The sequence below is a fragment of the Parabacteroides leei genome (assembly GCF_023369805.1).
Taxonomy (GTDB): Bacteria; Bacteroidota; Bacteroidia; order Bacteroidales; family Tannerellaceae; genus Parabacteroides; species Parabacteroides leei.
Map to the genome: position 1 here is coordinate 1 of NZ_JAMBQG010000009.1, position 19,920 is coordinate 19,920.

At 46.3% G+C, this 19,920-nt stretch carries 18 protein-coding genes and 1 tRNA gene; 2 read left to right on the top strand and 17 right to left on the bottom strand.

Going from position 1 to position 19,920, the window contains the following annotated elements:
* Positions 1-162: 162 nt before the first annotated feature.
* The 3 genes from M1P97_RS13925 to M1P97_RS13935 all read right to left on the bottom strand — a co-directional run bounded on the left by M1P97_RS13925 (position 163) and on the right by M1P97_RS13935 (position 2,944).
* A complete protein-coding gene (locus M1P97_RS13925) occupies positions 163-1,383 on the bottom strand; it encodes a site-specific integrase (RefSeq protein WP_249389397.1) in 1,221 nt (406 codons plus the stop codon).
* Between the two features lie 242 nt (positions 1,384-1,625).
* Positions 1,626-1,698: transfer RNA gene (locus tag M1P97_RS13930), tRNA-Lys, on the bottom strand.
* A 115-nt stretch (positions 1,699-1,813) separates the two neighbouring features.
* A complete protein-coding gene (locus M1P97_RS13935) occupies positions 1,814-2,944 on the bottom strand; it encodes an AI-2E family transporter (protein ID WP_195373226.1) in 1,131 nt (376 codons plus the stop codon).
* Positions 2,945-3,003: 59 nt separating this feature from the next.
* Here M1P97_RS13935 and dacB point away from each other — a divergent pair, with 59 nt between their 5' ends.
* Complete coding sequence (gene dacB / locus M1P97_RS13940; RefSeq protein ID WP_249389398.1) at positions 3,004-4,479, top strand: D-alanyl-D-alanine carboxypeptidase/D-alanyl-D-alanine endopeptidase; 1,476 nt, start codon at positions 3,004-3,006, stop codon at positions 4,477-4,479.
* 117 nt (positions 4,480-4,596) lie between these two features.
* Here the strand turns inward: dacB and M1P97_RS13945 are convergent, their stop codons facing one another.
* The 9 genes from M1P97_RS13945 to queC form a co-directional block, all read right to left on the bottom strand.
* Positions 4,597-5,343 carry a LytR/AlgR family response regulator transcription factor gene (locus M1P97_RS13945; RefSeq protein ID WP_195373228.1) on the bottom strand — a complete coding sequence of 249 codons (747 nt, stop codon included), beginning with the start codon at positions 5,341-5,343 and terminating at the stop codon, positions 4,597-4,599.
* On the bottom strand, positions 5,340-6,434 hold the full coding sequence (locus M1P97_RS13950) for a sensor histidine kinase (protein WP_195373229.1): 1,095 nt from the start codon (positions 6,432-6,434) through the stop codon (positions 5,340-5,342). The genes M1P97_RS13945 and M1P97_RS13950 overlap by 4 nt, the downstream gene beginning before the upstream one ends.
* A 36-nt stretch (positions 6,435-6,470) precedes the next feature.
* A complete protein-coding gene (locus tag M1P97_RS13955) occupies positions 6,471-7,691 on the bottom strand; it encodes an ABC transporter permease (protein ID WP_195373230.1) in 1,221 nt (406 codons plus the stop codon).
* Positions 7,692-7,693: 2 nt separating this feature from the next.
* Positions 7,694-8,434 carry an ABC transporter ATP-binding protein gene (locus M1P97_RS13960; RefSeq protein ID WP_075560142.1) on the bottom strand — a complete coding sequence of 247 codons (741 nt, stop codon included), beginning with the start codon at positions 8,432-8,434 and terminating at the stop codon, positions 7,694-7,696.
* 34 nt (positions 8,435-8,468) lie between these two features.
* Positions 8,469-9,680 (bottom strand): efflux RND transporter periplasmic adaptor subunit, encoded by a 1,212-nt coding sequence (locus M1P97_RS13965; protein WP_249389399.1) that lies wholly within the window; start codon positions 9,678-9,680, stop codon positions 8,469-8,471.
* A gap of 35 nt (positions 9,681-9,715) precedes the next feature.
* Positions 9,716-11,071 (bottom strand): TolC family protein, encoded by a 1,356-nt coding sequence (locus M1P97_RS13970; protein ID WP_249389400.1) that lies wholly within the window; start codon positions 11,069-11,071, stop codon positions 9,716-9,718.
* Positions 11,072-11,273: 202 nt separating this feature from the next.
* Positions 11,274-12,059 carry a 3-keto-disaccharide hydrolase gene (locus M1P97_RS13975; RefSeq protein WP_195373233.1) on the bottom strand — a complete coding sequence of 262 codons (786 nt, stop codon included), beginning with the start codon at positions 12,057-12,059 and terminating at the stop codon, positions 11,274-11,276.
* 89 nt (positions 12,060-12,148) lie between these two features.
* On the bottom strand, positions 12,149-12,613 hold the full coding sequence (queF, locus tag M1P97_RS13980; protein WP_075559093.1) for a preQ(1) synthase: 465 nt from the start codon (positions 12,611-12,613) through the stop codon (positions 12,149-12,151).
* A 4-nt stretch (positions 12,614-12,617) separates the two neighbouring features.
* On the bottom strand, positions 12,618-13,283 hold the full coding sequence (gene queC, locus M1P97_RS13985; RefSeq protein ID WP_249389401.1) for a 7-cyano-7-deazaguanine synthase QueC: 666 nt from the start codon (positions 13,281-13,283) through the stop codon (positions 12,618-12,620).
* Positions 13,284-13,519: 236 nt separating this feature from the next.
* On the opposite strand from queC, the gene M1P97_RS13990 reads away from it, so the two are divergent.
* A complete protein-coding gene (locus tag M1P97_RS13990) occupies positions 13,520-14,899 on the top strand; it encodes an OmpP1/FadL family transporter (RefSeq protein ID WP_075559091.1) in 1,380 nt (459 codons plus the stop codon).
* 223 nt (positions 14,900-15,122) lie between these two features.
* Here the strand turns inward: M1P97_RS13990 and M1P97_RS13995 are convergent, their stop codons facing one another.
* The 5 genes from M1P97_RS13995 to M1P97_RS14015 form a co-directional block, all read right to left on the bottom strand.
* Positions 15,123-15,464 (bottom strand): hypothetical protein, encoded by a 342-nt coding sequence (locus tag M1P97_RS13995; protein WP_195373236.1) that lies wholly within the window; start codon positions 15,462-15,464, stop codon positions 15,123-15,125.
* Positions 15,465-15,551: 87 nt separating this feature from the next.
* Positions 15,552-16,466: a ribonuclease Z gene (locus M1P97_RS14000; RefSeq protein WP_195373237.1), complete on the bottom strand. Its 915-nt coding sequence runs from the start codon at positions 16,464-16,466 to the stop codon at positions 15,552-15,554.
* Positions 16,467-16,770: 304 nt separating this feature from the next.
* Positions 16,771-17,925, bottom strand: a complete 1,155-nt coding sequence (locus tag M1P97_RS14005; protein ID WP_249389402.1) for a cytochrome d ubiquinol oxidase subunit II — start codon at positions 17,923-17,925, stop codon at positions 16,771-16,773.
* 11 nt (positions 17,926-17,936) lie between these two features.
* Complete coding sequence (locus M1P97_RS14010) at positions 17,937-19,502, bottom strand: cytochrome ubiquinol oxidase subunit I (RefSeq protein WP_249389403.1); 1,566 nt, start codon at positions 19,500-19,502, stop codon at positions 17,937-17,939.
* Positions 19,503-19,513: 11 nt separating this feature from the next.
* Positions 19,514-19,741, bottom strand: coding sequence for a DUF4492 domain-containing protein (locus M1P97_RS14015; RefSeq protein ID WP_195373240.1), 228 nt, complete (start codon positions 19,739-19,741; stop codon positions 19,514-19,516).
* Between the last annotated feature and the right edge of the window lie 179 nt (positions 19,742-19,920).

Sequence of the window (19,920 nt, forward strand, 5' to 3'; positions counted from 1 at the left end):
ATCAACCCATATGGAACTGGGGACTGATTTTTAATCAGTTTTTGACTATATTTGAAAACCGAATCCGGGTTTAAACCCGGATTCGGTTCCTGTAGTTTTGAATTTACACAAAATTGTGGATAGTCCCTCCCAATCCTTTTTCTATATTGGCTGCTACCTTATTTATATTGCCAATTCCGATAAACAGCTATTTACTTTCTGCATATCCTTTAAAATATTCTGATCCAGCACCCGTGCATAGTGTTTTGTTACGCTGGTATCGGCATGACCTAACATCTTGGCTACGTTCTCCATGCTTACGCCATTCGCTAGGCATATAGAGGTGGCGTAGGAGTGCCGGGCTGAATGTGTGCACAGATTTTTCTGTAATCCGCATACATCTGCAATCTCTTTCAAATAACTGTTCATGCGTTGATTGCTTAATACTGGCAATAGTTTTCCGGTACATTCTGCCACATCCTTATACTTTTCAAGAATAGAAGCAGCCACAGGCAAGATAGGAATATTACACATGATTTTTGTTTTTTGGCGGTTCTTTCTTATCCAAAGCTCACCTTTGTTATCTCTTACTAAATGTTCAGGAGATAAATCTTTCACATCGCTGAAAGCCAAACCTGTAAAAATGCAAAAAACAAAAATATCCCGTACTTGCTCTACTCGCTTAATAGTAAACTCTTTGGCGAGAATGATTTTAATTTCATCCATTGTGAGAAATTCAGGATCAGTTTCTTCCAACTTAAAGCGATAGTAAGCGAATGGATCTTTTTTAATCCAATCGTTTTCTAAAGCAATGCGGATAATCTTCTTCAAGTTCTTCAATCGGGTGATAGCGGAGTTCTGCGCACAACCTTTTTCAATCTTCAAGAAAGCGTCAAACTTAGAAATGAAGTTTGCTTCCAAGTTATTCAGGGGAATATCCGATAGCTGATATTCTTTCTTGATGAATTCCTCCAAATATCGGGTAGTGGTTTCATACCGTTGCACGGTCTTACTAACAAAGTCTTTCCCGATCAACTTACGGCTTTGCTCATTATGCTCCCTGAATACCTGCAATAGTGTTTTGTTATCTTCGTCCACACCATAAAACAACTTTTTTACCAGATCGACATTGATAACCTTGTCGGAAGTTTCCAGTTCCCTATAAATTTGGTGTATGCGTGAACGTGTGATTTCTAAGTAGTGGTTCAGTTCCACCGACATACGGTCTTTGCCTTTTGAATTCTCTTTTGCCTGATTCCATAGGTTTACGGGACAGCTTCTTTTGATAGAAATATCTACCATACAACCGTTTACGGTAATTCTCATGCACACGGGTGCTTCACCGTTCTTTAATAGTTTGCCTTTCTTGATGAAGAACAAAACAGAAAATGATTTACGAGCCATTTTTACATCGTTTTTAGAGTTACAAAACTATGTATTCTCTTCCAAAGTAGTGCTGTGCAAAACACTATGAATCAGTGAGAAAGATGCAAATTCGTGGGATTTTTTTCGATTAAATTTTAGTCCCACGATTTATCCACCGATAATATGCTTGAAACGGCTATTTTCTGCCACCTGCTAGAAAAAAGAAATCCCCGATAACACTTGATTATCAGGGATTTGCTTGATTTTTCTTTTGTTTTCAGTGATCCGCCTGGGGTTCGAACCCAGGACCCCATCCTTAAAAGGGATGTGCTCTACCTGCTGAGCTAGCGAATCATCATTTGAATACTCTGTATCGCGGTATGCTTTACTTCTGTATTGCGGGTGCAAAGGTAGGGTTTATTTTTGAATTTGCAATAGTAGGGCTAACTTTTTTTCAAAAAAAGTACATTTATTTTTCTTCTGAAGGTTGATTATCGGCAGGAGGTGGTGGGGTAGTGTCCTCTTCCATTAAGATAAAACGCTTATAATAAGACAGACAGAGGGTTGTGAGCGGCAATGCGATGATCAATCCGATAAATCCCAGTAAAGTTCCCCAAATGGAGAGAGAAAGAAGGATGATGGCCGGATTTAGTCCCATCGCTTTTCCCATTATGCGGGGGGTGAGATATAAATCTTGAATGCACTGTACGATTCCGAGTATCAACAAACCCGATCCGAAAATGAGCCAGAAGTTTTGTCCCGTTTCCGCTGATTTAAGTAGACTGAGGATTACCATTGGTATCAAGCCGATGGCTTGCAGGTAGGGGATCAGGTTGAGGACGCCGATAAATAGTCCCAATGTGACGGCCAGCGGGAAACCTACGATCTTGAAGCCGATAGCCAGCAAGACACCTACGCATAAGGCGATCAACGATTGCCCTCGGAAATAGCGGTTCATACTCTGCTCCACATCATCGGCCAGTCCTTTTACGAAAGTACGCTGGCGGGCGGGAATCAGGTTGATCCAGCCGTTCGCTATCTTTTCGTAATCGAGTAGGATAAATATGAAATATAAAAGTATCACAAAGACGATCGTTATGCTGAACAGGATGGAGAACGTGTTCGACAGGATGTTCCAGACTTTGGGGGCCAACTGTTTGATTGCATTCTGTATGTTTTCGCGGCTGAGGAGTTCCATCAGCTGGTTGATATCGACGTTGTTTTCCAGATATTCGATCCACGATTCGGGAATGAGCGGAATATGCCCTTCACCTGGGTTATGCGTGCGCATCAGGCTGAGTGTCCTGTCTGCCTCCTGGGCCACCGACGGGACAACCAGCGTAGCTGCCAGGCCAATGATCAGCGAAGCGGAAAGGATAACCGCAACGATAGCCAGAATACGGCTTTTCAGTTTGAGCTTGTATTGAAAAAACTTGACGAAAGGCTGCATCAGATAGGCTAGCAACCACGCGATCAGGAAAGGAAGCAACGCGTTTCGCAGGACTGCGATCAGATAGAGCAAACCGCTGATGATAACGATACTGAAAACAATACGGGTTACCCGGTCGAATGTAAATGGTCTTTCAAACAATGAGTTCATATTTTAATTTTTATCTTTGCCTGCAACAAAGATAGAATAAAGTAGAATAGGACAACAAGATGATAAAGAAAATATTATGTGCCGCCCTGATGCTATGCTGCTCTTGGCAGCCCCAGGCACAAACTCCCCAGCCAGTAAAGCAACTATTGAATGCTCCTTACATGAAAGGAGCTACCTTTTCGATTGTGGTGAAAGACCTGCAGGACGGGAAGACTTTGTATAGTTATGATACAGACCGACTGGTGTCGCCTGCCTCAGTGTTGAAGACGGTTGCAACTGCAACGGCCCTGGAGATACTGGGAGAGGATTTTTGCTACGAAACTTCCCTGGAGTATGACGGGACGATAAAAGAAGGTGTGCTCAACGGAAACCTTTATATAAAAGGAGGTGGCGACCCATCGCTTGGCTCGTCCCATTTTGCACCTGACAAAAGTACGTACCGGCCTGCGCAGAATACCTTCATGCCTGAATGGATAGTGGCATTGAAAAAGGTCGGCATACGGAAGATAAACGGGGCGGTAGTGTCCGATGAGAGTATTTTCGATACCGAGGGTTCGTCCATCAAATGGCTGCGTGAGGATATGGGGAATTATTATGCACCGGGAAGCTATGGCCTTTCTGTATTCGACAATATGTATAAGTTAGCGCTGAAGACGGGGGCTCCCGATACCCGTCCGGTGGTAAGGGGAACTGATCCGGCTTTGCCGACCGTTCATTTTGTCAATTACCTGAAAGCTGCTCCGGTAGCTTCAGACAGTGCCTATATTATCGGTGCGCCGCTGTCTGACGAACGTTATTTGTATGGCGTTCTCCCTTCCAACCGTGAAAGTTATATATTGAAAGGGGATATTCCTGATCCGGCCCTGTTCCTGGCTCGCTACCTGACTGCCGGACTCGAACGGGAAGGCATCGAGGTGACGGGTGAACCGAGCTGTTTCCGTATCGAGTCGGAAGCCGGAAAATGGAAGGAGAGTGAAAGGAAAACAATCGTTACTACTTATTCGCCGGCCTTGAAGGAGATTGCGAGTGTCACCAACCATGTCAGCCATAACCTGTTTGCCGATGCGTTGCTCAAGACGGTTGGATTGCAATATCAACCACGGCGGAACGAGGTAATCTCTTCCTTCGGACGAGGTGTGCAGGTGGTTGCCGATCATTGGCGGAAGAAAGGACTGGATGTTTTCCCGTTGCGGATGAACGATGGAAGCGGACTGGCTCCGGCTGATAAGGTTTCGGCCGGCTTTATTGTGGATATGCTGGTGTATATGGCCACGAAATCGGATGCGTCGGAGGCTTTTATCGCTTCGTTGCCGGAAGCCGGTGTGGAAGGTTCGGTGCGGAACCTGCTGAAAGGGACTAGACTACAGGGAAAGGCCCGCTTGAAAAGTGGCGGTATCACTGGTGTGAGAAGTTATGCCGGATATATAACCAAGGATGGCAAGACGTATGCTGTCGCCGTTTTCTCCAACAACTATTCCTGTAGTATGGGGGAAATGACGAAGGCGTTGGAAAAGTTGTTGTTACAACTTTTCTAATTGAAAGTTGAAAGTAGAGAATCGAAAATTAAGAGTCAGGAACTATTTCGGCTTTTATCGATTTGTTCACTGAACGCGAAGCCTAATTCTCAATTCTTAATTTTCAATTTTCAATTATTAAGGCAGTAGCGACCTCTGTGCCAGGAATTCCATGAATTTCTGCTTATAGTTGTCGGAGATCGGGATGTATTCTTTACCGAAGACGATACGGTTGCGTTCGATCACTTTGATTTTTTCCGGCTGTACGATGAAGGAGCGATGCACGCGGATAAAGCGGTTCGCAGGCAACATGTCTTCCATTGTTTTCATGCTTACGAGGGAGAGGATGGGATGCGGTTCGCCTTCTACAAATATCTTGACGTAGTCTTTCAATCCTTCGATATACAGGATTTTACGCAATTCGATCTGCATCAGTTTGTATTCCGTTTTGATGAAGATGCTTTCGATTTCATTCTTCTCTTGTACGGGTGGGACCACTGCCGGTTCCATCGTGTTGTTACGCAGTAATTCGTACCATTGGAGCGCTTTGTTGGCCGATTTAAGGAAGTCGGGATAACTGATCGGCTTTAACAGGTAATCGAGTGCGTTTACTTTATAGCTATCGAGTGCGTATTGGCTGAAAGCGGTGGTGAAGATGATCCGCGTATCTGCTTCCAGGATGCGTGAGAACTCCATACCGCTGAGTTCAGGCATCTGAATGTCGAGGAGAAGCAAGTCGACCGGCTCCTTGCTTAGGATCGGGAGTGCGTTGACGGCACTGTTGTATTTTCCCGCCAGGCAGAGGAAAGGCGTCTTGTTTACATAACTTTCCAGCAGGCTGATTGCCAGTGGTTCGTCATCGATGATAGCACAGGTCAGTTTCATACGCTTTCATTTTTAGGTTCGTTTATGAGTTGCAGTTCCAACATGCTGTAATAGCTGTCGCCGTCTATTCCGCACGAGAAGATATGCCGGTTGGGATAGAGCAGGGCCAACCGTTTTCGCAGGTTGCTGATGCCTATGCCCGAGCCGCTTTTGTCCTGTTCTGCATCTTTGGGGAAATAACTATTACGCAGGTAGCAGACAACAAGGTCGCCGGTCTGGTGGATATCCAGATGGATGTACGACGGTTTGTTATTGCTTACGCCATGCTTGAAGGCATTCTCGATCAGCGAAATAAACAGGAGCGGGGCTATTTCGGCATCCGGGCGGACGGCGGATATTTCTGTTTTCAGCTCCACATTTTCCGGCAGACGGATACGCATCAGTTCCACATAATTGCGGATGAAGTCGAGTTCCTTTTCCAATCCGACGAGTTGTTGGCTGCTTTCGTAGAGTACGTAGCGGAGCAGGCGGCTCAAATCGTGCACGGCCTCCTGTGCCCGTTCGGGACTGAAAGCGATCAGACTGTAGATATTGTTGAGCGTGTTGAACAGAAAATGCGGGTTAAGCTGGCTTTTCAGGTTTTGCAGTTCAGCTTCGGCACGGCTCTTCTCCAGTTCGCGGCGTGCCGACTCGACTGCATACCAGCCGTTCGTCATCTTGATGGCTACACTCAGGCCGGCCACCAGCCCGTAAAGCAATGCGTTGACGAAGAAAAAGCCGATTACTTCCTGCCATTCCTTTTCCGGACGCATACGGTGAAACTCCGGTGGTGGCAACAGGTGCATCAATAGGTGCACCAGGACCATGGCTGTCGCGATCAGGATCACGTTGCTGAGGAAGAACTTCCAGGCGTGTTTGGAGAACAGGTAATGCTTCACCAGGAAGAAGTAATTTATATAAAACACCACCATGAAAGAGAGCGGAACAATAATAGACCGTATATAACTTTCTACGGTTATCTCCTGCGTCTCCCTGCCTGTAAAGAAAAAGGGGAGCCCGATCAGGATGCCCCAAGCAACGATGTGTATGAGGCTACCCATTCCCCGGAAGGGGGGAGATACGTGTGTCGGTGTTGTTCCTGCTGTATTCATATTTACAAAGATATTAAATTATTGACAGCTGATATATTATTCGTAGCGTATTGCTTCGATCGGGTCGAGTTGGGCTGCTTTTTTAGCCGGATACCATCCGAAGAATACTCCGGTGACGGTACAGACGGCAAACGACAGCATCACACTCCACGGTTGTATATAGATCGGGAAATGGGCTGCCACATTGACCACCAGGGCCGCTCCTACGCCCAATACCACACCTATCAGCCCACCTGTTACGCTGATCAGGATAGACTCGATGAGGAACTGCGCCAGGATGTCGATTCCTTTGGCACCGATACTCATGCGCAGGCCGATTTCGCGGGTACGTTCCGTGACGCTGACATACATGATGTTCATAATTCCAATACCACCCACGAGTAGCGAAATACCGGCCACAGCCGCCAACAACACGGTCATCATGTCCGTAGTACTTGTCAACATCGTGCTCAACTCCTGCTGACTACGGATGGTAAAATCATCATCGTCACTTTCCTTCAACTTATGGTTGCGGCGCAGTATTTCGGTAATCTCATCGATGGCTTGGTCGGTGTATTCCTCTTTGAGGGCCGAACAGGTGATGCCTTGCAGATGGGTGATGGCCAGGACTTTTTTCTGAATAGTTGTGTATGGAGCTAAGATTAGGTCGTCCTGGTCCATTCCCATGCTGTTGTATCCTTTACTTTCCAATACACCTACGATGCGGAAAGGTAATTTCTGAAAACGTATGACTTTGCCTACGGGGCTTTCGCCACCCGTGAAAAGGTTGTCGACTACGGTTTTGCCGACCACGCATACCTTGGCAGCTGTCTGGATGTCCTGTTCGGTGAACATTTCTCCGTCACCTACTTTGTAACGGCGTATTTCCAGGTAATCCGGGCTGATACCGTAAACCGTTGTCGGAGCATTATTGGCTCCATAAATGGCCTGTCCGCTACTGTTGACCGATGGGGAAACCGCTGATATGTAACGGGTTTCATCGACAATGTTCTGATAATCCTCCAGTTTCAGCGTTTCCATGGCCGATGCATCCTGGCGTACACCGCCGCGCACGTCGGCTCCCGGATGTATCATGATCATGTTGGAGCCCATCTCGCTGATCTGGGCTTGTATGCTCCGCTTGGAGCCTTGCCCGATGGCCAGCATCGTGATCACCGAAGCTACGCCGATGATGATGCCGAGCATGGTCAGGAAACCGCGCAGCTTGTTGTTTGCAAGGGCACGGAGGGCTATTTTTATGAGGTTTGTTCCGTTCATTGTTAATCGTCGTTTTTAGGCAGTTTGGCCAGAGCCTCTGCCGCATTCAGGATATTCGTATTGACCGTATCTGCCGTGACATGGCCGTCTCTCAACTGGATGTTGCGGCTGCTGTATTGGGCGATCTCCGGGTTATGCGTTACGAAGATGATGGTACGTCCTTCGGCATGCAGCTTCTGGAAAAGTACCAGTATCTCGAATGAAGTGCGTGTATCCAGGTTTCCGGTAGCTTCGTCGGCCAGGATCACGGCCGGATCGTTCACCAAGGCACGGGCGATGGCTACACGTTGCATCTGTCCGCCGGACATCTGGTTGCTCTTGTGCATCAGACGATCGCCCAGTCCGACAGCCATCAAGGCTTCGACGGCTTTCTGGTGGCGGGCGGAGGCACTGTAAGAGGGATTATACATCAGTGGAAGTTCCACGTTTTCAACAGCTGTTGTTTTGGGCAACAGGTTGTAGCTCTGGAACACAAAGCCGATCTTCCGGTTGCGCAGTGTAGCGCGGGCGTTCTTTCCCATCGTGCGGACTGAAACGCCATCGAGGTAGTATTCGCCTTTGGTCGGTGTGTCGAGACATCCCAACGTATTCAGTAGCGTACTTTTCCCGGAGCCGGAGGTTCCCATGATGGTGACGAACTCGCCTTCATAAATAGTGAAGCTGACGCCTCGCAAAGCATGGACGGTTTCGTCGCCGACTTGGAAATCGCGCTTGATATTATCTAGTTTGATGATCTCTTTCATTACTGTCAGGTGATTTTCAATTCTCAATTTTCAATTACTTCTTCTTGCTTCCCGGAGGTCCTGGCATGAACGGGCTTTTTTCTGTTGTAGCGGTTACCTGAGCAGGAGCATCGGAAGTCAGATCTACAGCTATCTCCTCACCTTCGGTCAATCCTTCGGTTACCTCGATCATATTGCCGCTGGTCGAACCTACGGTGATCACTTTCGGATGGAGTTGTTGTCCTTCTTTAACCCAGACGATACGTTTGCCGGTTGGTGCTTCCTGTGCACTGTTGTCGGCGGTCAGGCCGGTGCCTGTCAAGAGTTCTTCTTCGGGAACGAAACGCAACGATTTGGTCGGGATTGTCAGCACATTTTCACGCTCGAGCGTGTAGATGGTGATGTTGGCCGTCAGGCGCGGCTTCAGTTTCAGGTCGGGATTGTCGGCGGTGATAACCACTTCATAAGTCACGACGGTAGAAGTGGAAGTCGACGAACTGCTGCTGCTACTGCTGCTGTCGCCCAGGCGGATCTGCCATACTGTTCCTTCGAATACGTCGTTCGGATAAGCGTCGACGGTAAAGCTGACGCGCTGTCCGTTTTCTACATTGCCTATATCGGCTTCATCCACGTCGGCAATCACCTGCATCTTCGTCAGGTCGGCTGCGATGGTGAACAGGGTCGGGGTTTCGAAGCCGGCAGCCACTGTCTGTCCTTCTTCTACTGCACGGTTGATGACAACGCCATCGATCGGACTGGTGATGGTGGCGTATTCAAGGTTACGATTCACTTTCACCATCGAAGCCTGGCTTTGCTCGTATGCAGCTTTCGACTTCTCATAGTTGTAAGTGGCTGTTTCGTAATCGGAATCACTAATCAGTTTCTTGTCGAAAAGTACTTTGCTACGTGCATAATTTTTCTGTTGGTATTCATATTCGCTCTTGCTGCTGGCCAACTGTGCCTGGGCGGAAGCGAGTTCGGCTTTCAGGTTGACTTTATCCATTTCTGCGATCAGTTGTCCGGCTTTTACTACGTCGTTGTAATCGGCGTACAGCTTGTCGATGATACCGGACACCTGTGTTCCGACTTCGACTTCTGTAACCGGTTCAACTGTTCCGGTTGCCGTCACTGTGTTTGAGATGGAACTGCGGCCCACTTTGGCTGTTTCGAGCCTGATGCCGCCTTTCGTCGATTTGCCTGTGAAGAACCAGATGCCTCCGGCTACGACCACCACGGCTATTATACCGATAATAAGTTTCTTGTTCATATCTTTATCTGTTTTTATTCGTTCCTGGATATTTTTTAGAGCAGATTGATCTCTTCTCCCTGGTAGAAGCGCAGCAATCCGGCATTGAGTATAGCTGTGTATTTTGCCTGGAGCGTTTCCTGTTGTGCGCTCAGCAGGTTGTTCTTTTCGGTGAGTAGTTCAACGGTGTTCTTCATGCCCAGGTTGAACTGTTCGCTGACGAGAGCGTAGCTGGCTTGTGTACTTTTCAGTTTTTGGGTGGCCGCTACATATTGCTGTTGTGCGCTGTTGGCACTGAGCCAAAGACTTTCGATCGTCTTGTAAAGCGTTTTCTGTTCGTCCATCAGGTCCAGTTGGCTGGTCTGCCGCTGTAATTTAGCCTTATTGATCGCACTTTTGGTCTGCCGCTTGTCGAAAATAGGGATGCTTAAAGTCAATCCCAGTGAGTTGTTCCAGTTCTGTTTTACTTGCTCGCTGAAACTGAAATCACTACCGTTGGCATTGGTCGTTCCGATTCCTGCGCTGAGGCTGAGGGTCGGGATGTATCCGGCACGTGCAATCTTGATATTCATATCCGAAGCTTCTATGTTCAGCTTACCTGACTCTATTTCGGGACGCAGGTTAAGAGCAGTCTGATAAACATCGTCTTTGGTAGGAAGCGGGATTAGTACACTGCTGTCGTCCAGTTGCGGCAGGTAAAGGTTCATTTCGAAATCACCGTCCAACTCGAGGAGTTGTTTCAGTTGCAGTTTGTAGTTCTGAAGGGTGGTCTGTGAAGTAACTAGCAGGTAGTTGTCGTTGCTCACCTGTGCCTCCAGTTGGGCAAGGTCGCTCGAAGCAATGCTTCCGGCGTCGAATAATGCCTGTCCGCGCTCGAACTCTTTCCGGCTTACTTCCAGGGTCGACTCGTTCACTTTTACTGCTTCAGCAGAATACAGTATTTGTACGTACAGCTGGGTGATACTTTCCTCGATGGAGTTTTCACTCTGGTCGACGGTAAGTTCGGCCATGCGGGTGTTCAACTGTTGTTGTTTGACAGTGTTCACGCGCTTGCTTCCGTTGTAGACAGTCCAGTTGGCATCGATACCGTAGCTACCGTTGTACGAGGTTTTGCTTTCACTGGTCGTGATGTTATCACCACTGATGATGGTTCCGCTGGCACTGTTCGGACGGTTTACGATACGCTGGCTGACGTTTCCGCTCAAAGAGGGGAGAAAATCCGCTTTCGCTGTCTTTACGTCTTCCTGCGTGCTTTCGACATTGATACGGTTACGACGGATAGTGATGTTATGCTCCAATGCATAATCAATACAGTCGCGAAGCTTCCACTGCTTCGGCATGTCGTCCTCTGCTTTCATTCCGGCAGGCAGAAGAAGCAGGCAGGAGAGGATGATTAGAGATACTTGTTTCATAATGCTTTCGTTTTGCGACCTAAACAATCTTTTTACCTTTATTTTCTGAAGCAAAACTACTTCGCATTAAATTCCTATACAATTAGAATAGAAATAGAAGGTTGGTTCATAGACGAAAGTGAGGATTTTACCGATAAGTGGAAAATGACAAAGGCAGGTCTTAACGGCCTGCCTTTGTGTATTGTGAATAAGTTCGTATTTCTTACATTTCTCTCAGCCAGATATTCCGGAAGCTGATCGGTTCGCTGGGGTCGCCATGGCTTTGCAGGACGATCGGGCCGGCTCCGTGGGGAACGACTTTCGGGAAGCCGATATATTCGGTTGTTCCGAGGATTGTCGTGTTATTCTGCAAAACGATACCATTCTGGATAACGGTGATACGCGGAGGTACTCGATAAGTCCCGTCTTCCTTGAATATCGGAGCAGTGTAGATAATATCATATACATTCCATTCTCCCGGCTTGCGCATAGCGTTTGCCAATGGAGGTGTCTGTTTGTAGATACTTCCGGTCTGTCCGTTCACGTATGTTTCATTGTTATAGCAGTCGAGCACCTGTACTTCATACATTCCTTGCATAAAGATACCGCTGTTGCCGCGTGCCTGACTTTTTCCGGTAATATTTTCAGGAACGCACCATTCGATGTGCAGTTGATAATTGTTGAATTTTTGCTTGGTCTGGATATCGCCTGTTTTTTTGTTTACAGTGAATACACCGTCGTGAACGGTCCATTGCGCCGGTTCGCCTTTAGTGTTTTCCCAGGCAGAGAGGTCTTTGCCGTCGAACAGGACGATTGCATCCGATGGAGCCGAATTGGTCTTGATATCTCCCGGTGTAACGATCTTGGGCTGGGGAGTCCAGTATTCCGACATGCCCGGAGTCATCTTTTCGGGTTGCGGATACTCTTTCTCTTGTGCACTTAGATTAACACAAGCTGTACAAGCCATTGCGGCCAGTACAGCCTTGATAGTAATGTCTTTCTTCCTCATGGTCTAAATAATTTTAGGTTTACAATTAAGTAATTGCAAAGCTACGTAATTATTTGCCACGTTGTAATCAGTTTGCCTGAAAAACTGACTTATTGATTATGACAAAAAAGGCGTTTTTCAGCCAAAGCTTCGTATTTTGTTCCCGGCCGTCCGTAGTTGCAATACGGATAAATGCTGATGCCGCCCCGCGGGGTGAAGATACCTGTTACTTCGATATACTTCGGGTCCATCAATTGGATCAGATCTTTCATGATAATGTTTACACAGTCCTCATGGAAAGCACCGTGGCTGCGGAAGCTGAACAGGTATAATTTCAAACTTTTGCTTTCAACCATCTTTACATCGGGGATATAATCGATGTGTATCGTGGCAAAGTCCGGTTGTCCTGTGATCGGGCAAAGGCTCGTGAATTCAGGGCAGTTGAAACGCACCCAGTAATCGTTGCCGGGATGTTTGTTGGTGAATGCTTCGAGCACTTCAGGGGCATAATCCTGTTTATATTCGGTAGAACCGCCCAGCAGGTGCAGTTCGTTTTCTTCTTTTCTTGTATCCATAATTTTATTTCTTCTTCTTCTTTTTTAGGTATTTCTCCAGTCCTTCTTTGCGCAACTTGCAAGCGGGGCAATGGCCGCAACCATCGGCAGGGACTCCGTTGTAGCAGGTCAGTGTCTGTGTGCGAACCAGGTCGAATACGCCCAGTTCGTCGGAGAGTTGCCATACTTCGCTCTTATCGCGGTCCATCAGCGGTGTGTGGATCACGAACTGTTCGTCCATGGCAAGATTGAGCGTCACATTCAACGATCGGACAAAGGTGTCACGGCAATCCGGGTATCCACTGAAGTCAGCTTCCGAAACACCCGTAACGAGGTGAAAGATGCCTTTGCTTCGTGCCATAATGGCGGCGAAGGTGAGGAATACCATGTTTCTGCCGGGGACGAATGTGTTCGGATAACTGTCGGCGGGTTTGTCTTCATCCATCGTGATAGAAGTGTCTGTCAGCGAGTTGGGAGCCAGTTGGCTGATCAGGGAAACGTCTAGTAACTGGAACGGGACGTTGGCGTCTGTAGCAATCTTGCGTGCAATATCGATTTCGAGAGAGTGTTTCTGACCGTAAGTAAAACATACGGCTTCTACACGTGTAAAATGCTTCTTCGCCCAGAAAAGGCAGGTCGTGGAGTCTTGTCCACCGGAGAAGCATACCAAAGCGGCTTCTTGATGTTTCATATTTTTCTTGTTTTATACGTGGTTTAGCAAGCACACGGTAAAGGAAACATTCCTTTACGCTGCAAAGATACTTTTTTAATTGAAAATTGAGAATTGAGAATTGAAAATTGAGGGGGATAATTGGAGTTGTTGCACAGAAATGATGTAATTGTGCGGCACATTTTCTTTAAAAGTGTGCAATGTTGAAGAAAAGTATTTATCTTTGCTGCCGTTTTTGTAATAAAGAAAAGTAAAATATGAAAAAAGTATTATTAGGTGCGGCATTGATGATGATGCCTCTGCTTTCTTTCGCTGGTGGATATTTGACAAATACTAATCAGCATGCAGCCTTTTTAAGATCACTTTCGCGAGGTGCTGCAATTGATATAGATGGTGCTTTGTCTAACCCGGCGGGCCTTTCTTTCTTGCCGACAGATGGTTTTCGTGTAGGCGTGAGTATACAGAGTGCTTTCCAGACTAGAGATATCGATGCCTCTTTTGGCACATATAATGGCTTTGATCCGGTAAATAAGGTTCCGACAGTAAGTGATGTTCCCTATAAAAAGTATTACAAAGGAAAGGCTGCTGCTCCCGTCATTCCGAGTGTTTTTGCGGCTTATAAAAAAGGTGACTGGACTATTTCCGGATTCTTCGCCATCACGGGAGGAGGAGGTAAGGCCTCGTTTAACGATGGTTTGCCCATGTTCGAATCGGCTGCTATGGCTGGTATATTCAAGGAAAGTTTGACGAACTATATGAAGACAGGCGGTAAAAGTCCTATCGTCACTCCGGACATGTATACTATTAATAGTGCAATGGACGGTAAACAATTTATTTATTCTCTACAACTTGGTTTGGGATACAAAATCACGGATTGGCTTTCTGCCTTTGCCGGTGGACGAATGAATTATTTTTCAGGAAATTATGACGGTTATCTGAATGCAAAACTGAAGCAGAATTTGGGTGGTGACGAATTGATGGCACTGGCCTTGAATTGCGATCAGACTGGTTGGGGATTGACGCCGGTTTTGGGTGTTGATGTGAAATACGGCAAGTTTAATTTCGGTGCCAAGTATGAGTTCAAAACCAACTTGAACATTGAAAACGATACAAAGAAGTTGGATTATCCCGAAAGTGCGGAAGATTTGGTTGGTGCTTACAAGCATGGTGTAAATACGCCGAATGATATTCCTTCCATGCTTTCTGTGGCTGCCTCTTATCAGTTTTTACCCATGTTGAAAGCCTCTGTTGAGTATCACTTCTTCGACGACAAGAAAGCCGGAATGGCTGGCGGAAAGCAGAAAGCGCTGGAGCGAGGCACGAACGAATACCTGCTGGGTATCGAATGGGATGTGATCAAGCGATTGACTATTAGCGGTGGCGCTCAGATTACAGATTACGGTTTGGCTGACGAATTTCAGAGCGATACCAGCTTCTCTTGCGACTCTTACTCATTGGGCTTCGGAGCCAAAGTGATGTTGAGCGAGAAGATGGCTTTGAACGTGGGTTATATGTGGACAACCTACCATGATTATACAAAAAAATCGAACGATTACAGTGGCACGGGTCTTCCCGGAACTAACGTATATAGCCGTACCAATAAAGTATTCGGTTTAAGTCTGGATTACGCTTTTTAACCTATACATATATATATATAATTATCAAAAGAGAGGACTCGTCTTGATGGCGAGTCCTTTTTTCTTGTCCTGATCGAAAGTTTACTGTTAATTCCCCACTATTTTGACATGTGTGGGGAAAAAGTCCCACCTATGTGGGGAGGAATACCCATTGCAGTGGGGAAAAATACCCATTATAGTGGGAATATTATTGTGGAGAAGTCCTGTAAAATAAAAGGAAGTCTTAGCGGATAGCTACTTTGCGAACGGTGTCGCCGATACGGATGATATAGTAACCTTTGGCAATGTTTACAGTATATTCGCCATCAGGTTGTTTCATTTCAAATTCTTTTACGCGGATGCCGACAACACTGTAGATTTCGAGTTTGCTTCCGATAGGAGCATTCTTTACAACGATCTTGTTGTCATAGGCACTGATCGAAACGGAATCGGGTTTTGCCTGTGGCGTAGCTATCTGGGAAGCAGCTACAGCGCGCGTCGAGTCGGCCGCCTGCTGTGCCTTCACAGTGAGCGAGTTACCAACGTAAACGCTGATCAATAGAATTATGGAAAATAATATTCTCATATTCGAAACCCTAAATTCGTACAAATGTATGAATAATTTTGAATATGGGTGATATTTAGTCGTTATTATTTGAGAAAAGCCGCTTCATTAGATGGAAAGGACCATGCCTTCGTTTCCCAGAATGGTGTCGGGATATATCTCTCGGGCTTCCTTATGAAGTACGGCAAGATCTTCGTAACGCGCGGAATAATGTCCGATAACTAACCGCTTGACACCGGCCTTGAGAGCAATCTCTGCTGCCTGGCGGGCGGTAGAATGGAATGTCTCTTTGGCACGTGCCTTGTCGCTTTCCATGAATGTCGCTTCGTGGTAAAGAAGATCTACTCCTTCGATAATCGGGATAATGGAAGGCGAATAGGCAGTATCTGAACAATAGGCATATCGTTTAGGAGCTACCGAAGGGCGTGTCAGCCGTGAGTTGGGAATGATTTCGCCTTCCGGTGTGATATAGTCTTTCCCTTGTTTGATGTCTTTCATCCATTTGACGGGCACTTGGTAAAAGTCGGTCATCTCGCGGATGATATGTGCTTCTTTCGGCTTTTCGGCAAACAGGAATCCACAAGTCGGTATCCGGTGTTTCAGCGGAATGGAGTAGACCGAGAGGGAACGGTCTTCCATGATCAGCGAATGGCTGTAAGTGTCTATATGATTGAAGCGGACTTCATAAGGCATTCCTTTGCAAAAGGTGTCGAGCACAGGGCGCATATAGTTTTCGATCTCCTTCGGAGCATGGATAACCAGGTCGCCGGTACGTCCCAGCATACCGAGCGTAGAGAGCAGGCCGGGCAAACCGAAACAGTGGTCGCCATGCAAATGAGAGATAAATATATGGTTCAAGCGGCTGAATTTGATACGCATATTACGCATCTGCACCTGGGTGCCTTCGCCACAGTCTATCATATATAATTTATCCCTTAAATCTACCACCTGAGAAGTTGCCAGATGCCGCGTGGTCGGTAACGCAGAACCACATCCTAAAATGTTTAAGTTAAAATCAGCCATAAAGGAATACCTTGGATATTTGTTTGCAAAGATAATACAAAAGCATCTGTGTTCTGTGAAAAATAGCAAAAAATGCAGCTCGATTGTTCGTAAGATGAGTTGGATTACATATATTTGTTTGCTGTCCTAATGGAAGCAAAATATTGTAAGCGAAAAGACTTAAGATATTTTATTCTAAGCCTTAACTAACTTTTTCTTTTTGTTTAAAACGGTTAAATGTAGAAACGGCCAAGCGTGAGCTTCGCCGTTTCCTTTGTTTTATAGGGGAGGTATCTGCAGGGGCGGTTCGCGAACCGCCCGTACATTAATAGGTATGTCCGTCTTTGTCTTCCATTTCTTGTGCGTCGATCTTGTGAAGGTCGAGCGAACGCCATGCATAGAAGATGTAAGCCAGAACGAAAGGTACCAGGATTGATACATAACTCATCACTTTCAGCGTGAACGGGCTTGACGAGCTGTTCTGGATTGTCAACGAACTTTGCAGGTCCGTGATGGACGGATAATAAGCCGTGTTGTTCCATCCGGCACAAAGCAGCAACGCCAATACGGTAAGGACGGTTCCTGTTCCTGCAAACCAGATCCCTTTCCGCCAGGTTGTCGACAAGATTGTTTTGATAATACCGGATAAAACAAGTACGACACCCGCCAGCAGAACCACCAGTACAGCCGGCATCTGGATCAGGTTAATGAAATATTTATAGGGTTGCATAAACACTTCCTGTGTTTGAGGATCTACTGCGAAACCATCTGCCAGCAATAAACGTACAAGGAATATCAGGAAGAATACAAGGAATAAAGCAGTCTCCGGGATCAGGCGTTTCCGGCAACGGGTCACTATATCTTTATTATCAATATTGTTGATGAAATAAAGTAAAGCCTGTACGCGTGCCAGGAAGAATACAGCCAGTCCGAGGCAAACATTCCAGAATACAAAGGCCGCTTCCAATCCATGCAGTGAGTTGTTCCAGGTGGAAATAACCGGCATGGCGATATCAGTCATCTGTCCTTTATTAACCGAAAATTCTGCTCCGTTGAAGAAAGTCCCGACAGCAGTTCCCAGCAGGATCGGTCCGACTACACCATTGATGATCAGGAATATCTGATATGTTTTCTTTCCCAGTAAATTTCCTTTCTTTGCCTGGTATTCATACGATACGGCTTGAATAACGAAACAAAGCAGGATCAGCATCCATACCCAATAGGCACCGCCGAAACTGGTAGAGTAGAACAAGGGGAAAGAGGCAAAGAACGCACCACCGAAAGTAACCAGTGTCGTAAAGGTGAATTCCCATTTACGTCCGGTTGAGTTGAGTAACATCTTTTGTTCCAGTTCCGTTTTTCCAATCGAGAAAAGCAACGACTGTCCTCCCTGAACGAAAAGCAGGAATACTAACAGTGCTCCCAGCAGGGAAACGAGGAACCACCAGTAATGTTGTAATAATATATATGTACTGTCCATGGTGTATGTTTTTAGTTATCATTGTTAGTAGATACGGCAGGGCCTTTCTTGATCGCTTTCACCATGATTCCGACTTCTGCGATCAGTAAGATCGTAAAGAGGATCAGGAAAAGGAAGAATGTAATTTGAACTGACGAAGTAGCCAGTTTCGAGATAGAGGCACTGGTCGGCAGAATGTCCTGTATCGCCCAGGGTTGGCGTCCCACTTCGGCAACCACCCATCCTGCTTGTCCGGCTATATAACCGAGCGGTATCGACCAGAGACAAACCCATTGAAGCCAGCGGGTGTCTTTGAACTTATCTTTTTTGCTCCAGATAAGGGCGACGATAAAGAGCAGGATAAAGTATCCGCCCAGAATAACCATGATCCGGAACGAGTAGAAGGTCATTCCTACATGAGGAACCAGTTCGCCCGGATCTTTGATATATCCGTAACCGAAATAGGGGAAGTTTTCATCGAGCGTTGCGCGGTATTGTTTGGCGGCAACCTCGTCTTTCTCTTTGACCGCTTTGCGGTAGTTGGCCAGTGACTGGATAGCCAGTTGGCCTTTGGCAATCTTCTCGGCTGCCGAAAGAGCCGGAGTGCCGTCGGCAGTAGGATAACCTCCGTCGATCAGGTTGGTGATGCCCGGCACGTAGCCGTCCATTTTGCGTTCTGCCAGCAACGATAGCATCTTTGGGATCTGTATATTGAAGATGAATGGTTCTACATTATCATTATAGCTAGTCTTTTCCGGGTTCAACATCCCGATGCCGACCAGGCCGACACCGTTTCCTCCTTCATAAAGGCCTTCCATGGCGGCAAGCTTCATCGGCTGCTTCTGAGCTACCTGATAAGCCGAACCGTCACCGGTCCAAAGGATCAATAAGGAAGCGACCAGGCCGAATATGGCTCCGATCTTGATACTTTCCAGTGCGAAACGGGTTTCCCGCTTTTTCAACAGATACCAGCTGCTGATACCTATCACAAACAAAGCGCCTACGATCCAGCCGGATAAAACCGTGTGGAAGAACTTATTGATGGCAACCGGCGATAAGGCAACCGCCCAAAAGTCGAACATCTCGTTACGGACCGTGTCGGGGTTGAACTCCATACCTACCGGATACTGCATCCATGCATTGGCAATCAGAATCCAGAGAGCAGACAAAGTGGCTCCGATAATGGTCAGCCAGGTAGAAGCGAGGTGGAAGCGTTTGCTCACTTTATCCCAGCCGAAGAACATGACTGCGATAAACGTAGCTTCCATAAAGAAAGCGAGGATACCTTCGATAGCCAGTGGCGCTCCGAAAATATCACCGACAAACCAGCTGTAATTCGACCAGTTCGTCCCAAACTCAAATTCAAGGATAAGACCGGTGGCAACACCGATTGCGAAGTTAATACCGAACAGCTTCATCCAGAACTGAGCTGTTTTTTTCCAGAATTCGTCACCTGTTTTGTAATAAATGGTTTCCAGTATTGCCTGGATCACGCCAAGCCCTAAAGTAAGGGGTACAAAAAGCCAGTGATACATGGCCGTGAGAGCAAACTGAGCCCTCGACCAGTCAATCAAAGAAGTGTCAATGCTTGCGATCATAACTATATTAATTAAGGAGTTATTGCCCGTTGGATCAATTCACCTGATACGTGTTCCTCTTTCTCGGAATCATTATCAAATTTTCCGAGGTAATTAGGAAAGAAAAACAGTTTTAATATAAAAAACATGATGAATAGTTTGACCAAAATAATCAGCCATAGTGTCTTACCCAGTTTCATTGATCGAAATCCTTCCAGGTAAAAATGGTAAATTCGAATGAGTATTGGTTCCTTTTTCATGTTTACGTCTTCATTTATATAACAGATATAAGGTAAATATGTTTTCTGTAAGACAAATATAACAGAAAGGGTGACTTTTCCAACCCCTAACTATATAGATAATATTTATGAAAAAATAGACATTGTCTATAAGCTCTGTTAAAAAAAACTATTTTGAAAAAGAAAGCCGGATGTACAGG

Coding starts and splice junctions, on each gene's coding strand:
- M1P97_RS13925 (WP_249389397.1), bottom strand. CDS start 1,383: ATGGCTCGTAAATCATTTTCTGTTTTGTTCTTCATCAAGAAAGGCAAA.
- M1P97_RS13935 (WP_195373226.1), bottom strand. CDS start 2,944: ATGAACTCATTGTTTGAAAGACCATTTACATTCGACCGGGTAACCCGT.
- dacB (WP_249389398.1), top strand. CDS start 3,004: ATGATAAAGAAAATATTATGTGCCGCCCTGATGCTATGCTGCTCTTGG.
- M1P97_RS13945 (WP_195373228.1), bottom strand. CDS start 5,343: ATGAAACTGACCTGTGCTATCATCGATGACGAACCACTGGCAATCAGC.
- M1P97_RS13950 (WP_195373229.1), bottom strand. CDS start 6,434: ATGAATACAGCAGGAACAACACCGACACACGTATCTCCCCCCTTCCGG.
- M1P97_RS13955 (WP_195373230.1), bottom strand. CDS start 7,691: ATGAACGGAACAAACCTCATAAAAATAGCCCTCCGTGCCCTTGCAAAC.
- M1P97_RS13960 (WP_075560142.1), bottom strand. CDS start 8,434: ATGAAAGAGATCATCAAACTAGATAATATCAAGCGCGATTTCCAAGTC.
- M1P97_RS13965 (WP_249389399.1), bottom strand. CDS start 9,680: ATGAACAAGAAACTTATTATCGGTATAATAGCCGTGGTGGTCGTAGCC.
- M1P97_RS13970 (WP_249389400.1), bottom strand. CDS start 11,071: ATGAAACAAGTATCTCTAATCATCCTCTCCTGCCTGCTTCTTCTGCCT.
- M1P97_RS13975 (WP_195373233.1), bottom strand. CDS start 12,059: ATGAGGAAGAAAGACATTACTATCAAGGCTGTACTGGCCGCAATGGCT.
- queF (WP_075559093.1), bottom strand. CDS start 12,613: ATGGATACAAGAAAAGAAGAAAACGAACTGCACCTGCTGGGCGGTTCT.
- queC (WP_249389401.1), bottom strand. CDS start 13,283: ATGAAACATCAAGAAGCCGCTTTGGTATGCTTCTCCGGTGGACAAGAC.
- M1P97_RS13990 (WP_075559091.1), top strand. CDS start 13,520: ATGAAAAAAGTATTATTAGGTGCGGCATTGATGATGATGCCTCTGCTT.
- M1P97_RS13995 (WP_195373236.1), bottom strand. CDS start 15,464: ATGAGAATATTATTTTCCATAATTCTATTGATCAGCGTTTACGTTGGT.
- M1P97_RS14000 (WP_195373237.1), bottom strand. CDS start 16,466: ATGGCTGATTTTAACTTAAACATTTTAGGATGTGGTTCTGCGTTACCG.
- M1P97_RS14005 (WP_249389402.1), bottom strand. CDS start 17,925: ATGGACAGTACATATATATTATTACAACATTACTGGTGGTTCCTCGTT.
- M1P97_RS14010 (WP_249389403.1), bottom strand. CDS start 19,502: ATGATCGCAAGCATTGACACTTCTTTGATTGACTGGTCGAGGGCTCAG.
- M1P97_RS14015 (WP_195373240.1), bottom strand. CDS start 19,741: ATGAAAAAGGAACCAATACTCATTCGAATTTACCATTTTTACCTGGAA.